13 protein-coding genes are annotated in these 13,328 nt (G+C 66.5%); 4 read left to right on the forward strand and 9 right to left on the reverse strand.

Annotated elements, in window-relative coordinates:
* Positions 1 to 10 precede the first annotated feature (10 nt).
* The 9 genes from QGN31_RS22575 to QGN31_RS22615 form a co-directional block, all read right to left on the reverse strand.
* Positions 11 to 1,165, reverse strand: coding sequence for a virulence factor Mce family protein (locus QGN31_RS22575; protein ID WP_009955884.1), 1,155 nt, complete (start codon positions 1,163 to 1,165; stop codon positions 11 to 13).
* Positions 1,162 to 2,601, reverse strand: a complete 1,440-nt coding sequence (locus QGN31_RS22580; protein WP_014941239.1) for a virulence factor Mce family protein — start codon at positions 2,599 to 2,601, stop codon at positions 1,162 to 1,164. Before QGN31_RS22580 ends, QGN31_RS22575 begins: the two co-directional genes overlap by 4 nt.
* The gene (locus tag QGN31_RS22585; protein ID WP_014381763.1) at positions 2,598 to 3,662 is read right to left on the reverse strand and encodes a virulence factor Mce family protein; all 1,065 of its coding nucleotides are present in this window, start codon (positions 3,660 to 3,662) and stop codon (positions 2,598 to 2,600) included. Before QGN31_RS22585 ends, QGN31_RS22580 begins: the two co-directional genes overlap by 4 nt.
* Positions 3,652 to 4,707 (reverse strand): virulence factor Mce family protein, encoded by a 1,056-nt coding sequence (locus QGN31_RS22590; protein ID WP_008263746.1) that lies wholly within the window; start codon positions 4,705 to 4,707, stop codon positions 3,652 to 3,654. Before QGN31_RS22590 ends, QGN31_RS22585 begins: the two co-directional genes overlap by 11 nt.
* On the reverse strand, positions 4,707 to 5,909 hold the full coding sequence (locus QGN31_RS22595) for a virulence factor Mce family protein (protein WP_008263744.1): 1,203 nt from the start codon (positions 5,907 to 5,909) through the stop codon (positions 4,707 to 4,709). The genes QGN31_RS22590 and QGN31_RS22595 overlap by 1 nt, the downstream gene beginning before the upstream one ends.
* Positions 5,910 to 5,928: 19 nt before the next feature.
* Entirely contained in the window at positions 5,929 to 6,771 is an 843-nt protein-coding gene (locus tag QGN31_RS22600) for an MlaE family ABC transporter permease (protein ID WP_008263742.1), read from the reverse strand.
* A 19-nt stretch (positions 6,772 to 6,790) separates the two neighbouring features.
* The gene (locus QGN31_RS22605) at positions 6,791 to 7,555 is read right to left on the reverse strand and encodes an MlaE family ABC transporter permease (protein WP_014379050.1); all 765 of its coding nucleotides are present in this window, start codon (positions 7,553 to 7,555) and stop codon (positions 6,791 to 6,793) included.
* A 235-nt stretch (positions 7,556 to 7,790) separates the two neighbouring features.
* On the reverse strand, positions 7,791 to 8,705 hold the full coding sequence (locus tag QGN31_RS22610; RefSeq protein ID WP_009957037.1) for a 3-oxoacyl-ACP reductase: 915 nt from the start codon (positions 8,703 to 8,705) through the stop codon (positions 7,791 to 7,793).
* Positions 8,706 to 8,749: 44 nt separating this feature from the next.
* Positions 8,750 to 8,941, reverse strand: a complete 192-nt coding sequence (locus tag QGN31_RS22615) for a ferredoxin (RefSeq protein ID WP_003877155.1) — start codon at positions 8,939 to 8,941, stop codon at positions 8,750 to 8,752.
* 212 nt (positions 8,942 to 9,153) lie between these two features.
* Between QGN31_RS22615 and QGN31_RS22620 the strand changes: the two genes are divergently transcribed.
* The 4 genes from QGN31_RS22620 to QGN31_RS22635 are packed head-to-tail and all read left to right on the forward strand — an operon-like array spanning position 9,154 to position 13,257.
* Positions 9,154 to 10,335, forward strand: a complete 1,182-nt coding sequence (locus tag QGN31_RS22620; RefSeq protein ID WP_008263734.1) for an acyl-CoA dehydrogenase — start codon at positions 9,154 to 9,156, stop codon at positions 10,333 to 10,335.
* Between the two features lie 29 nt (positions 10,336 to 10,364).
* The gene (locus tag QGN31_RS22625; RefSeq protein ID WP_008263732.1) at positions 10,365 to 11,462 is read left to right on the forward strand and encodes an acyl-CoA dehydrogenase family protein; all 1,098 of its coding nucleotides are present in this window, start codon (positions 10,365 to 10,367) and stop codon (positions 11,460 to 11,462) included.
* A 5-nt stretch (positions 11,463 to 11,467) separates the two neighbouring features.
* Positions 11,468 to 12,979 (forward strand): long-chain-fatty-acid--CoA ligase FadD17, encoded by a 1,512-nt coding sequence (gene fadD17, locus QGN31_RS22630; RefSeq protein ID WP_014383775.1) that lies wholly within the window; start codon positions 11,468 to 11,470, stop codon positions 12,977 to 12,979.
* Positions 12,980 to 13,038: 59 nt separating this feature from the next.
* A complete protein-coding gene (locus QGN31_RS22635) occupies positions 13,039 to 13,257 on the forward strand; it encodes a hypothetical protein (protein WP_008263729.1) in 219 nt (72 codons plus the stop codon).
* The last annotated feature ends 71 nt before the right edge of the window (positions 13,258 to 13,328 follow it).

Here is a 13,328-nt window from a genome sequence, read left to right on the forward strand (position 1 = left end):
TGCGTCCGCCCTACTGTCCCGAAGCCGTGCCGGGCGGAATCTTGAACGGATCCGCGGCCTGTCCGGACAGGTTGGCCAATTCGCCGGTCAAGAAGTCCGGCGGGTTGAGGATCTCGTCCATGTGAGCCATGTTCGGGTCGAAATAGGCCGTCGTGAAGAACGTTTCACCGAGCCGGCGCAGGGTGAGGTCGAAGGTGGTGAACACGTTGAGGTAGTCGCCCCGCACCGCCTGCTTGATCCCGAAGTTGGGGAACGGAAACGTCAGCAACAGCTGTAGTGAGGTGACGAAATTCTTTCGGTTGTCGTTGAGGGTCTTCACGACCGAGTACAGGTCCTTCATGTCGGCGGCGAAGTCCACCTTGGTCTTGGCCAGCACGTGCGAGGTGACGTTGGCCAGTTTGTGCAGCGCGCCGAAGGCCTCCACGATGTGGTCGCGGTTCTTGTTGAGCACGCGAATCGCCTCGGGCAGCGTGTCCAGCGCCCGGCCCAGGTTGTCCTTGTCGCGCGCCAGTGCTCCCGAGAAGCGGTTCAATCCGTCGACCGCGTCGATGATGTCGTTGACCTGGCGGTTGAGCCCCGAGGTCAATTCCGCCAGCCGGGGGATCAGGTCGACGAACTGGTCCTGCCGGCCCGCGACGGCCCGATAGGTCTCGTCGGTGATCTCTTCCAGCGCACCGACATTGCCCTTGTTCACCACAACGCCGAGCGCCGAGAGCACCTCTTCGGTGGTGGGATAGCGGCCGGTGTTGGCCTCCGTGATCTTCGACCCGTCGGTCAGCCGGCCCACGGCCGGCTTGTTCTTCGGCCGGGCCAGGTCGATGTGCATCGAACCCAGCAGCGACGTCTGGGCGACGGTCGCGGTCGAGTTGGCGGGCAGGACGACGTTCTTGTTCAGCGCCAATTTGACTGCCGCATAGAACGATCCGTCGGCGCGCTGTTCGGCCGCGATGCCGGCAACGCTTCCGACGGTTACGTCGTCGACCATGACGGGCGAGTTCTGCGGCAGCGTCGCCACGTCGGGCAGCTCGACGGTCACCGAATAGGCGCCGCTGCCGTGACCGGCGGTGCCCGGCATCGCCAACGAGTTCAGGCCGTTGAATTGGCAACCGGCCAGCAGCACGCTGCCCGCGGCCAATCCGCTGGCGCGCAACCACATTCGGTTCATCCGCCACCGCCCAAGCCGGCCGCGGGCCCGTTGGGCGCGGGTTGGGCCGGAGCTGGCCCCGGCCGCGGCCCGAACGCGCTTCCGGGAGCGGGACCGGGCGCGGGAGCGGCGCCGGCCGGCGCGGGGCCGGGCCCCGGACCGGCCTGCGGGGCCGGCGGGACGAGCAGCGCCTGCAGATCCGCCGGGTTCTGCGTGGCCGGCGTCTGGGCGCCCTTGGCCGGCACCCACGTCAGCTCCGGAACCGGGGTCGCCGCCTTGGCCTGAGTCTGCGGGGTGTCGTAGATGATCTGCCCCTTGTACGCCGTGATCGTGTTGAGCGGGTGGAACATCAGCGGCGGGTAGTTCACGGTGAGCCGGCGCAGCACCGGACCCAGCCGCTCACGACAGAGCTCGGCGCGCTTGAAGTAGTCCGGCGCCCTGGGCCCGGCCGCGGTCTCGAAGGATCCCCCACAGATGAACTGCACGGGGTTGGCGAATTCCGGTATCGACAGCAGACCGTTGAGCGTGCCCTGCGCGGGATCGTAGATGTTGTAGAAGTTGGCGATACCCGGGCCTGCCACGTGCAGCACCTGCTCGATGTCGTCGCTCTCGTCGCTCAGTGTCTTCGCGAGATCGTTGAGGTTGTTGACCGTATCGACGATGGTCGAGTTGTGTTCGTGGAGAAACCCACGGATGTCCGACAGCGCCGTGTTGAGGGTCCCCAGGGTGCTGTCGAGATGGCGCGAACTGTCGGCGAGCACCTGCGACACCGACGCGACGCTACCGGCGAATTGGACGATCTGTTCGTTACTGGACGACAGGGCGTTGACCACGACCTGCAGGTTTTTGACCGTCCCGAAGATGTCGCCGCGCGAATCCCCAAGTCGCCCAGCGGCTTGCGAGAGCTCGCGCAAGGCGCTGTGGAACGACTGGCCCTTGCCGTCGAAGGTGTCGGCGGCCTGGTTGATCGCCGCGCCCAACGGGCCCTGCAGCGACCCGGCCGTCGGGCCGAGCTGGACCGCCAGCTTGGTCAGCGACTCTTTGACCTCGTCCCACTCCACCGGGACCGCCGTGCGGTCAGGGCCGATGCTGGCGCCGTCGGCCATCTCCGGCCCACCGGTATAGGCCGGCGTCAACTGGATGAACCTGGCCGCCACCAGGTTTGGCGACATGATGATGGCCTTGGCGTCCTTGGGGACCTTCACGTCCTTGGACACCGACATCGTGATCTTGACGTCGGAGGGTCGCGGCTCGATCGTGTCGATGGTGCCGACCGGGACACCCAGGATGCGCACCTGGTCGCCGGGATACAACCCGACCGCCGACGCGAAGTGGCCGACGATCTTGCGGTTATTCCCTTGCGACGACAGCACATACACGCCGCCCACCAGCACCGCGACCAGCGCGATGATGGTGGCGTAGCGCGGCCCCCTGCTGCGGATGGTCCGCTGCATCATGGTGACTTCGGCCTGATGATCCAGCGTTCCTGAATCAACCCGCGCAGGTAGTCGGCCAGGCTGGCCGGCATCTTGCCGGGCTGATAGAAGAAGTCGAACATCGTCGCGAGCAGCGGCGCCGGGATGACGCCGTAGACGTTCACGTTGAAGCCGGGACCCGAGCCGACCACCTCGCCCAACTCGGTGGCGTAGGTGGGCAGCCGCTTGAGGGCCTCGGTGATGTAGTCGCGGCGCTCGTTGAGGTTGGACAGCACATCGTTGAGCTTGTTGAGCGCGGGCCCGAATTCCCTGCGGTTGTCGGCGACGAAGCCGGATATCTGCGCCGAGAGCTCCTGGATGCCCGAGATCAGCTGACCCAGCGCGCGGTGGCGTTCGTCGAGCGCGGCGAACAACTCGTTACCGTCGTCGACCAGCTTGTTGACCTGCTCGGCGCGCTGTGACAACACGCCGGTGACCGACTTCGCGTGCGCCAGTAGGCTTTGCAACGCCTCGTCGCGTCGGTCCAGGGTGCGAGACAGCGACGTCACGCCGTCCAGCGCACCGCGCAGCTCGGGGGTGGCGTCGTGCAGCGTGTCGGTCAACACGTTCAGCGCCTTTTCGAACTGCGGCTTGTTCAGGTTGCTGGCATTGGAACCCAAGTCCTCGAGCGCGCCGGCCAGCGTGTACGGCGTCGTGGTGCGACTGAGCGGGATGGTGGTTGCCTTGCCGCCACCGGCCGGGGTCACCGAGATGGAGCGCTCACCGAGGATGGTGTCGGTGCGGATCGCGGCCAGCGACTGGTCGCCGACGGCGACGTGGCGGTCGACGCTGAAGCTGATCTTGGCGCTGTCGCCGGCCAGACCCACGGAGGTCACCTTGCCGACTTTGAAGCCCGAGACGTAAACGGCATTGCCGGGATTGATTCCACCCGCGTCGCTGAAGTAGGCGTCGTAGATCTTGCCCTGCGGCCAGAACGGTAAACCGGAATACCCGAATGCGATGAGCACGACGCAGACCACGAGCACCACGCCGAAGATTCCGGTGCGCAGCGGATCGCGCTCATGTGTTGCGTTACTTGGCAAAAGCGCACCTCCCCTTGCTGGGATCCACCTGGCCACCAAGCGGCAGGAGGATGTCGCCACCGGCGGGGCCGTTGATCTTGATCGTCACGGAGCAGAAATAGATGTTGAAGAACGAGCCGTAAGCGCCGAGGGCCGCCAGCCGCAGATAGTCCTCGCCCAGCTGTTCGATGTCGTTGTTCACCTCGGCCTTGCGGTTGTCCAGCTCGGTGGCCAGCGGACGGGTGTTCTCCAGGACGCCTTGCAGCGGGCGGCGCGAATTCTTCAGCAGCTGGGTCAAATCCGTCGTCGTGGAGGCCAGCGGGGGGATGGCACCCGCGATGTCGTCCTTGTGTTCGGCCAGCCCGGTGATCAGTTGTTGCAACTGGTCCACGCTTGTCGAAAACTGCGCGCTGCGTTGGTCCACGGTCGTCAGCACCGTGTTGAGGTTGTTGATCACGTCGCCGATGAGCTGGTCGCGCTGGCCCAGCGCCGAGGAGAACGCGCTCGTGTCGGCCAGCACGTTCGACAACGCGCCGCCCTGGCCCTGCAGCAGCTGGATGACCGCGCTGCTGATGGTGTTGACCTTGTCGGCGTCGAGGCCTTTGAGGACCGGCCGCAGCCCGCCCAGCAGCGCGTCGAGATCCAGTGCGGGCTGGGTGTGTTGGCTGTTGATCGTCGCGCCGGCGGGGAGTTTTCGCAGCTCTCCAGGGCCGGACGTGATCTCCAGATATCGGTCACCGACGAGGTTTTCGTAGCGGATCACCGCGCGCGTCGACGAGTAGAGCGTGTAGCGCTTGTCGACCCCGAACTTCACGTCGATGGTGTTGTCGCGATTGAGCTTGATGTCCGACACCGCACCGACCGGCACCCCGGCGATGCGCACCTTTTGACCGGCCTTCAACCGCGAGACGTCGGTAAACGTTGCGTGGTAGGTGCTTTCGGGTCCGAACCGGAAGTCGCCGAACACCACCACCAGCCCGGCCGACACCAGCAGCATGGCCACGGCGAAGATGCTGACCTTGATCATCATCTCGCGGTGCGACGGCATGCCCGAACTGTCCGGCATCAGAAATCGTCCCGTTCCGCGAAGGCGCCGTGGAACAAGAACTGCAGCGTCGAGGGCGCGTCGAACTGCAGCTCGGTGAACGGCTCGTACGGGATGTTGGCGTTGTCGGTGACCAGGAACGGCGCCCGGTAGAACGAGCCGCCGGTCTGCTTGGTCGGGATGTCGGGCAGCCCACGGCAATTCGGGCCGCCGGAGGCGTTCACGATCGGCAACGACTCCGGGTACGTGTACGACGGCGCGCCCAGCACGAAGCTCGACGACGTGAACAGGCCGGCCTTGCGGACGCCGAGCAGCGGGGCGAATTCCTTGATGCCGCGCTCGATTCCGGCGAACAGGCAGCCGAATTCCGGTGAGTAGTCGGCGGCCACCTTGAGCGGGGCCCGCAGCCGGTTGATGGCGTCGATGAAGTCCTGCTCGGCCGGCGCCAACGTGTCATAGGCGTTGTTCGACAGGCCGATGGTGGCCAACAGGGTCTTGTCGAGATTCTTCTGCTGGTCCACGACGGTCTTGTTGATCGTCGGCAGGTTGTCGAAGACGGTGTTCAGATTGGGGGCGGAGTCGGCGTAGACGTTCGCCACGACCGCGGTCTTGCGGAGGTCTTCCTGCAAGGCGGGCAGCTTCGGATTCGCTTGGCGCGTCAGCGTATTCAGTCCCGAAAGGATGCCGCCCAGGTCATCGCCGTGGCCACGCAGGCCTTCGGCGAACGCGCTCAACGTCCCGTTGAGTTCGACGGGGTCGACCTTGTGCAACAGGTCGATCAGCGACTGGAACAAGGTGTTGACTTCGAGCTGCACCGACGAGGCCGCGACGTGCGCGTCCGGACGCAGCGAGGTCGGCGACGGCGTTTGCGGCGGAATGAATTCCACCGCCTTCGCACCGAAGATGGTGTTACCCGCGATGTGCACCGCCGCGTTGGACGGGATGAAATGCATGTCGTCGCTGTTGATGCCCAGCGTCAGGCGCGCCTGGTCGCCGGAATAGTCGATGGTCTCGACCTTGCCGATCTGGATGCCCCGGTATTTGACCTTGGCGCCCTTCTCCATCACCAGCCCCGCCCGGGGCGCCGACACGGTGACGGTGTCGATCGACGCGAAGGCGGCCGTGTAGGAAAGGTAAGTCAGCACAGCGAAAGCCACCATGAGGCCGGCCAGCACTGCTGCTGCCAGCCGGACGGTCGTGCGTCGCGCGCCTGTTTCTGCCATGTCCTTTTAAGCGGTCCTCTTAGCCGGAGAGGTTGAAGTTACCGGACGCCCCATACACAGCGAGCGAGATGAACAAAGTGATGACGACCACGACGATCAACGACGTCCGCACCGCCTGGCCGACTGCGATGCCGACGCCGACGGGACCACCGCTGGCGTTGTAGCCGTAATAGGTGTGCACCAACATGACCGCGATGGACATCACGATCGCCTGCAGGAACGACCACAACAGGTCCGACGGGATCAGGAACGTATTGAAGTAGTGGTCGTAGAGGCCTTTTGACTGCCCGTTGATGTACACCGTGGTGAAGCGGGCGGCGAAGAACGCGGCCAGCACGGACAGCGAGTACAGCGGGATGATCGCGATCAGGCCGGCGATCAGGCGGGTCGACACCAGGTAGGACACCGAGTGCACCGCCATGCACTCGACGGCGTCGATCTCCTCGGACACCCGCATGGCGCCCAATTGGGCGGTGGCGCCGGCGCCGATGGTGGCCGCCAGCGCGATGCCGGCGATCACCGGGGCGACCACCCGGACGTTCAGGAAGGCCGACAGGAATCCCGTCAGCGCCTCGATGCCGATGTTGCCCAGCGACGAATACCCTTGCACGGCAATGACACCGCCGGAGGCCAGGGTCAAAAACGCCGCGACACCGACCGTGCCGCCGATCATCACGAGAGCCCCCGCGCCCATGGTCATCTCGGCGATCAGCCGGACCGTCTCCTTGCGGTATCGGGTGAGCGCGTTGGGGACGTAGCGCACGGTCTGCCCGTAGAACAACGCCTGCTCGCCGAAGTCGTCGACCGGCTCCTGCAGCCGCGAGAAGAGGCGACGAAACCGCAGTGTGGCGTCGTAACTCATCGCGTGCTCACCCGTCTCATCACTTCGCCGAAATTCGCACGCCGATGGCGGTCATCACCACGTTGATCACGAACAGACAGATGAAGGCGTAGACCACGGTTTCGTTGACCGCGTTGCCGACGCCCTTGGGCCCGCCCTTGACAGTCAGGCCGCGGTAACAGCCCACCATCCCGGCCATCACACCGAACAGCAGCGCCTTGACTTCGGCGAGTACCAGCTCGCGCAGTCCGGTCAGCACGGTCAAGCCGTTGATGAACGCGCCTGGGTTGACGCCCTGCAGGAAGACGGAGAACACATAGCCACCGGAAAGCCCGATGGCGCATACCAAGCCGTTGAGCAGCAGCGCCACCACCGTGGACGCCAGCACACGGGGGACCACCAGCCGCTGGATCGGGTCGATGCCGAGCACGCGCATCGCGTCGATCTCCTCGCGGATGGTGCGCGCGCCCAGGTCGGCGCAGATCGCGGTGGCGCCGGCACCGGCGACGACGAGCACGGTCACCACCGGACCCAGCTGGGTGATGGTGCCGAACGCCGTCCCGGCGCCGGACAGGTCGGCGGCGCCGATCTCGCGCAGCAGGATGTTGAGGGTGAAGGCCACCAGCACCGTGAAGGGGATGGACACCAGCAGCGTCGGGACCAGCGACACGCGGGCGATCATCCACGTCTGATCGAGAAACTCGCCAAACTGGAACGGCCGGCGAAAAGCTGCCCGGCCGGTGTCCATCATCATTTCGAAGAATCCGCCGACGGCGCGGGCGGGAACGGCAAGTTGCTCCCTCAACTCGGTGTCCCCCCTCGGCTGGTCTCGGCGAAGTCTATGGCTGGCCTTTGCGTTGTCTACGGTCGCATGGGGCTCGGTGTGAGCCGGATCATATTAACTCAGAACAAGTTCACCATGTCAATGAACAGCATTTCTTATCCCAACCGTTAATTCGCCAGGTCAGACGCACTTGTCACGTGTCAAACTGACACACGTTCTACCTGCCGATTCCCCCCGATCGACTAGCCCCAAATGGCTATTGATCCATCAGTGCGCTCGCCGAAAAATTGTGCTCAGGATCACGTCCAGCAAAGTATTCCTGCAGCGTCGCACTCAGCTGTGCAGGGTCCCAAGCGGCGCCGTCGGCGCTGAATTTGCGCTCGACCGTCGGGGCAGCGACCAGTGTCACCTGCGGACCGTAGACGATGAACACCTGGCCGTTGACTTCCGCAGCCGCCGGCGAGGACAGGAACTTGACCAGATTGACGACGTGCTCTGGCGACAGCGGATCGACCCCGCCGGCCTCCACCTCCGGTGCATCGCCGAACACGTCGGCCGTCATCGCCGTGCGCGCGCGGGGGCAGATGGCGTTGGCGCACACGCCGTAGCGGCCGAGCGCCCGCGCGGCGGTCAGGGTGAGCGAGATGATGCCCGCCTTGGCGGCGCCGTAGTTCGCCTGCCCGACGGGGCCGACCAGGCCGGCCTCCGATGCGGTGTTGACGATCCGGCCGAAGACCTTGCCGTCCGCCTCCTTGGCCTTGGAGCGCCAGTAGGTGGCGGCGTTGCGGGTCAGCAGGAAATGGCCGCGCAGGTGCACGGCGATGACCTGGTCCCACTCCTCGTCGGACATGTTGAACAGCATCCGGTCGCGCGTGATGCCGGCGTTGTTGACCACGATGTCGAGCCCACCCAGCCCGTCGGCCTGGGCGACCAATTCGTCGGCGGTGGAGCGTTCGCTGATGTCGCCCGCCACGGCAACGGCCTTCGAACCGGAGGAGTTGATCTCGTCGATGACGTCGGAGGCGTCCAACGCGGCGGCGATGTCGTTGACGACGACGGTCGCTCCGAGGCGTGCCAGGCCGAGCGCCTCGGCCCGTCCCAGGCCCGCGGCCGCACCGGTGACCACCGCGACCTTTCCGGAGAGATCGGTCGCGTTCGTGCTGCTAGTCAATTTATGAATACCTCTAGTTTCGGGTTGCGCGCTCTAGGCTCGGATCAGTCGCCGCGGGACAGCGCGGCGCGCGGGCATTCGGCGATCGCCTGCTCGGCCAACTGCTCCTGATCGGCGGGAATCGGGTCGAGCTTCACCACGGCGTAATCCTCGTCGTCGAGGTCGAAGATATCGGGGGCAATTCCCAAGCACACTGCGTTACCTTCGCACCGGTCACGGTCCACGATCACCCGCACAGCACCCTCCTTGAACCTGGCCTTCACCGCAGGACTCGCCTCATCAGTATGTAGGTCCACCATAAGACCCCGACACCGCTGGGGAAACGGTCGCTGGATTCCCAGACTAGAACGTGTTACAACCGGGAAGACGAATGGGTAGCCGTTGGTCGAGCTGCAGCCTGTGACGCGGGTTGTATTCGGAAACGTCGTTGACTTGAAGGACGGCTGAAATGCGCATCAGTTACACCCCTGAGCAAGAAGAGCTGCGTCGCGAGCTGCGGTCGTACTTCACCAACCTGATGACCCCGGAGCGTCGCGAGGCGCTGACCTCCTCGGGGGGCGGCGAGGTCGGTACCGGCACGGCGTATCGCGACACCGTCGCGCAGATGGGCAAAGACGGGTGGCTCACCCTGAACTGGCCCAAGGAGTACGGCGGCCAGGACCGCTCGCCGATGGACTCGCTGATCTTCACCGACGAGGCCGCCATCGCCGGCGTGCCGGTGCCGTTCCTGACGATCAACAGCGTCGCGCCGACCATCATGGCGTTCGGCACCGAGGAACAGAAGAAGTTCTTCCTGCCCAAGATCGCCGCGGGCGAGCTGCACTTCTCGATCGGCTACTCCGAGCCCGGCGCCGGCACCGACCTCGCCAACCTGCGCACGACCGCGGTGCGCGACGGCGACGACTACGTCATCAACGGCCAGAAGATGTGGACCAGCCTGATCGCCTACGCCGACTGGGTGTGGTTGGCGGTGCGCACCAACCCCGACGCCAAGAAGCACCGCGGGATTTCGATGCTGACCGTGCCGACCACCGCGGAGGGTTTCTCCTGGACCCCGGTGCACACGATGGCCGGTGTGGACACCAGCGCCACCTATTACTCCGACGTCCGCGTCCCGGTGACCAACCTGATCGGCGAGGAGAACGGCGGCTGGAAGCTGGTGACCAACCAGCTCAACCACGAGCGCGTCGCCCTGGTGTCGCCGCAACCGATCTTCCTGGCCCTGCGCGAGGTTCGCGAATGGGCGCAGAACACCAAGGACGACGGGGGCGCCCGGCTCATCGACTCGGAGTGGGTGCAGCTCAACCTGGCCCGGGTGCACGCCAAGGCCGAGGTCCTCAAGCTGATCAACTGGGAGCTGGCCTCGGCCGCGAGTGAGGACCTGTCACCCGCCGACGCGTCGGCGGCCAAGGTCTACGGCACCGAGCTGGCCACCGAGGCCTACCGGCTGCTGATGGAGGTGCTGGGTACCGCGGCGACGGTGCGCCAGAATTCGCCGGGCTCGTTGCTGCGGGGCCGGGTCGAGCGGATGCACCGGGCCTGCCTGATCCTGACCTTCGGAGGCGGCACCAACGAAGTTCAGCGCGACATCATCGGCATGGTCGCCCTCGGTCTGCCCCGCAACCGCTGAGCCGCTACGTAATAGAAGGACGGACGTTCATGGATTTCACGACAACCGAAGCGGCGAACGACCTCGGCAACCTGGTCGACACGATCGTGGACTCGGTGTGCACCCCCGAACACCAGCGCGAGCTGGACGGGCTCGATCAGCGGTTCGATCGCGACCTGTGGCGAAAGCTGATCGACGCCGGCATCCTGTCCAGCGCGTCGGCGTCATCGCTGGGCGGCGACGGTTTCGGCGCGCTCGAGCAGATCGCGATCCTGGTCGCGCTGGGCCATCAGCTGGCCGCGGTGCCCTACCTGGAGTCGGTGGTGCTGGGCGCCGGGGCGCTGGCCCGGTTCGGCTCCGAAGAGCTGCAGCAGAACTGGGGCGTGCCGGCGGTCAACGGCGAGAAGACCCTGAGCATCGCGCTCGACGGCGAGATGGGCGAGGGCCCGGTGCAGGCGCTAAGCGCCGGCGCCGGTTACCGGCTGACCGGCACGCGCACCCAGGTCGGTTTCGGCCCGGTGGCCGACGCGTTCCTGGTCCCCGCCGAAACGGATGCCGGCACGGCGGTTTTCCTGGTTGCCGCCGACGATCCCGGCGTCACGGTGACGGCCCTGCAGACCACCGGCCTGGGCAGCGTCGGGCACCTCGCACTGGACGGCACCGAGGTGGACGGCGGCCGCAGGGTCGGCGGCGCCGAGGTGGCGACCTGGCTCGGCACGCTGGGCACGTTGGGCCGCAGCGCTTTTCAGCTCGGGGTGCTCGAGCGTGGCCTGCAGATGACCGCCGAATACGCGCGCGAACGTGAGCAGTTCGACCGGCCGATCGGCAGCTTCCAGGCGGTCTCGCAGCGGCTGGCCGACGGCTACATCGACGTCAAGGGGTTGCGGCTGACGCTCACCCAGGCGGCCTGGCGAGTCTCCGAGGACATTCCGGCGGAGATCGACGTCGCCAGCGCGGCGTTTTGGGCCGCCGACGCCGGTCACCGGGTGGCGCACACCATCGTGCACGTGCACGGCGGCGTCGGCGTCGACACCGATCACCCCGCGCACCGATACTTCCTGGCCGCCAAGGAGATTGAGTTCGCGCTGGGCGGTGCCACCGGGCAGCTGCGCCGCATCGGGCGCGAGCTGGCGGAGACGCCCGCCTAGGCGAAATGGAGCTCACCGACGACCTGACGGTCACCAAGCTGCTGGCGCCGCTGACCGAGATCGACGACCGGGGTATCTACTTCGAGGACTCGTTCACCAGCTGGCGCGATCACCTGCAGCAGGGTGCCGCGATCGCCGCGGCGCTGCGTAAGCGGCTCGACCCCACCCGGCCACCCCACGTCGGAGTGCTGCTGGAGAACACGCCCTTCTTCTCGGCGATGCTGGTCGCGGCGGGAATGTCGGGGATCGTGCCGGTCGGGCTCAACCCGGTGCGCCGCGGCGAGGCGCTGCAGCGCGACATCGCCCGGGCCGACTGCCAATTGGTGCTCGCCGACTCCAAATCGTCTGAGACGCTGGGTGATATCGAGCACCTGAACGCCGACTCCGTCGCGTGGGCCGACGAACTGGCCGCGCACCGCGACGCCCCGATCGTTTTTCAGGACGCCGCGCCGGCGGATCTGTTCATGTTGATCTTCACGTCGGGTACCAGCGGCGAGCCCAAGGCGGTCAAGTGCAGCCACGGCAAGGTCGCGATCGCGGGCGTGACGATGTCGCAGCGCTTCGGCCTCGGCCCCGACGACGTCTGCTACGTGTCGATGCCGCTGTTTCATTCCAACGCGGTGCTGGTCGGCTGGGCGGTGGCGGCGGCGTGTGCGGGCTCAATGGCCTTGCGGCGCAAGTTCTCCGCCTCGAACTTCATCGTCGACGTCCGCCGCTACGGCGCCACGTACGCGAACTACGTCGGCAAGCCGTTGTCGTATGTACTGGCCACGCCCGAGCGGCCCGACGATGCGGACAACCCGCTGCGCGCGGTGTACGGCAACGAAGGCGTGCCCGATGACATCGAGCGCTTCGCCCGCCGATTCGGGTGTGTCGTGCAGGACGGGTTCGGTTCCACCGAGGGCGGCGTGGCCATCGCGCGCACGCCGGACACACCGCCGGGTTCATTGGGCCCCCTCCCGCCGGGCATCGACATCGTCGATCCCGACACCGGCGCGTCATGCCCACCGGGCGTGGTCGGCGAACTGGTGAACGTCGCCGGGCCGGGCCGTTTCGAGGGTTATTACAACGACGCCGCCGCCGAGGCCGAGCGGATGGCCGGCGGGGTCTACCACAGCGGCGATCTCGCCTACCGTGACGACGCCGGTTATGCGTATTTCGCTGGGCGGCTGGGTGATTGGATGCGCGTCGACGGCGAAAACCTCGGCGCCGCGCCGATCGAGCGGGTGTTGCTGCGCCACCCCGACCTGACCGAGGTCGCGGTGTACCCGGTGCCCGACGCGATCGTCGGCGACCAAGTCATGGCCGCGGTGGTGATGGCGCCGGGCACCGAGTTCGACGACGAGAAGTTCCGCACCTTCTTGGCCGAGCAACCGGACTTGGGACCCAAGCAATGGCCGTCATACGTACGGGTCAGCACCGAACTCCCGCGCACGGTGACCTTCAAGGTGCTCAAGCGGCAACTGGCCGCTCAGGGCGTCGACTGCGGCGATCCGGTCTGGAAGATCCACCGCTAGGGCCCCGGGACGGGCGTTATCGCGGGATGTGGGCGTCCAGGCAGTAAACTCAGCGCTCGATGAAAATCCGCGAAATGATCGCCCGCTCGCTCCTGGTCGGGTCGCTGGCTGGGGCCGCGCTCGGGCTGGGTGCCGGTGTCGCCGCGGCGGACCCGCCCCCGCCGCCTCCCCTGCCACCGCCACCCCCGCCGCTGGTGTGGTCACCGCCGACGCCGGACCCCGAACCGTGGGAAGCTCCTCCCCCGCCGGAGGAGGGCGCGCCGCTACCGCCGCGCTGAACATGCCGCAACGACAAGGAGACGCGATGGTTGATGCGCCGGTCCCCCGTCCCGGCGCCGCGGTCATTCGC

This window comes from Mycobacterium sp. 2-64 (assembly GCF_035918375.1).
Taxonomy (GTDB): Bacteria; Actinomycetota; Actinomycetes; order Mycobacteriales; family Mycobacteriaceae; genus Mycobacterium; species Mycobacterium intracellulare.

Coding starts and splice junctions, on each gene's coding strand:
- QGN31_RS22620 (WP_008263734.1), top strand. CDS start 9,154: ATGCGCATCAGTTACACCCCTGAGCAAGAAGAGCTGCGTCGCGAGCTG.
- QGN31_RS22625 (WP_008263732.1), top strand. CDS start 10,365: ATGGATTTCACGACAACCGAAGCGGCGAACGACCTCGGCAACCTGGTC.
- QGN31_RS22575 (WP_009955884.1), bottom strand. CDS start 1,165: ATGAACCGAATGTGGTTGCGCGCCAGCGGATTGGCCGCGGGCAGCGTG.
- fadD17 (WP_014383775.1), top strand. CDS start 11,468: ATGGAGCTCACCGACGACCTGACGGTCACCAAGCTGCTGGCGCCGCTG.
- QGN31_RS22600 (WP_008263742.1), bottom strand. CDS start 6,771: ATGAGTTACGACGCCACACTGCGGTTTCGTCGCCTCTTCTCGCGGCTG.
- QGN31_RS22590 (WP_008263746.1), bottom strand. CDS start 4,707: ATGCCGGACAGTTCGGGCATGCCGTCGCACCGCGAGATGATGATCAAG.
- QGN31_RS22635 (WP_008263729.1), top strand. CDS start 13,039: ATGAAAATCCGCGAAATGATCGCCCGCTCGCTCCTGGTCGGGTCGCTG.
- QGN31_RS22580 (WP_014941239.1), bottom strand. CDS start 2,601: ATGATGCAGCGGACCATCCGCAGCAGGGGGCCGCGCTACGCCACCATC.
- QGN31_RS22595 (WP_008263744.1), bottom strand. CDS start 5,909: ATGGCAGAAACAGGCGCGCGACGCACGACCGTCCGGCTGGCAGCAGCA.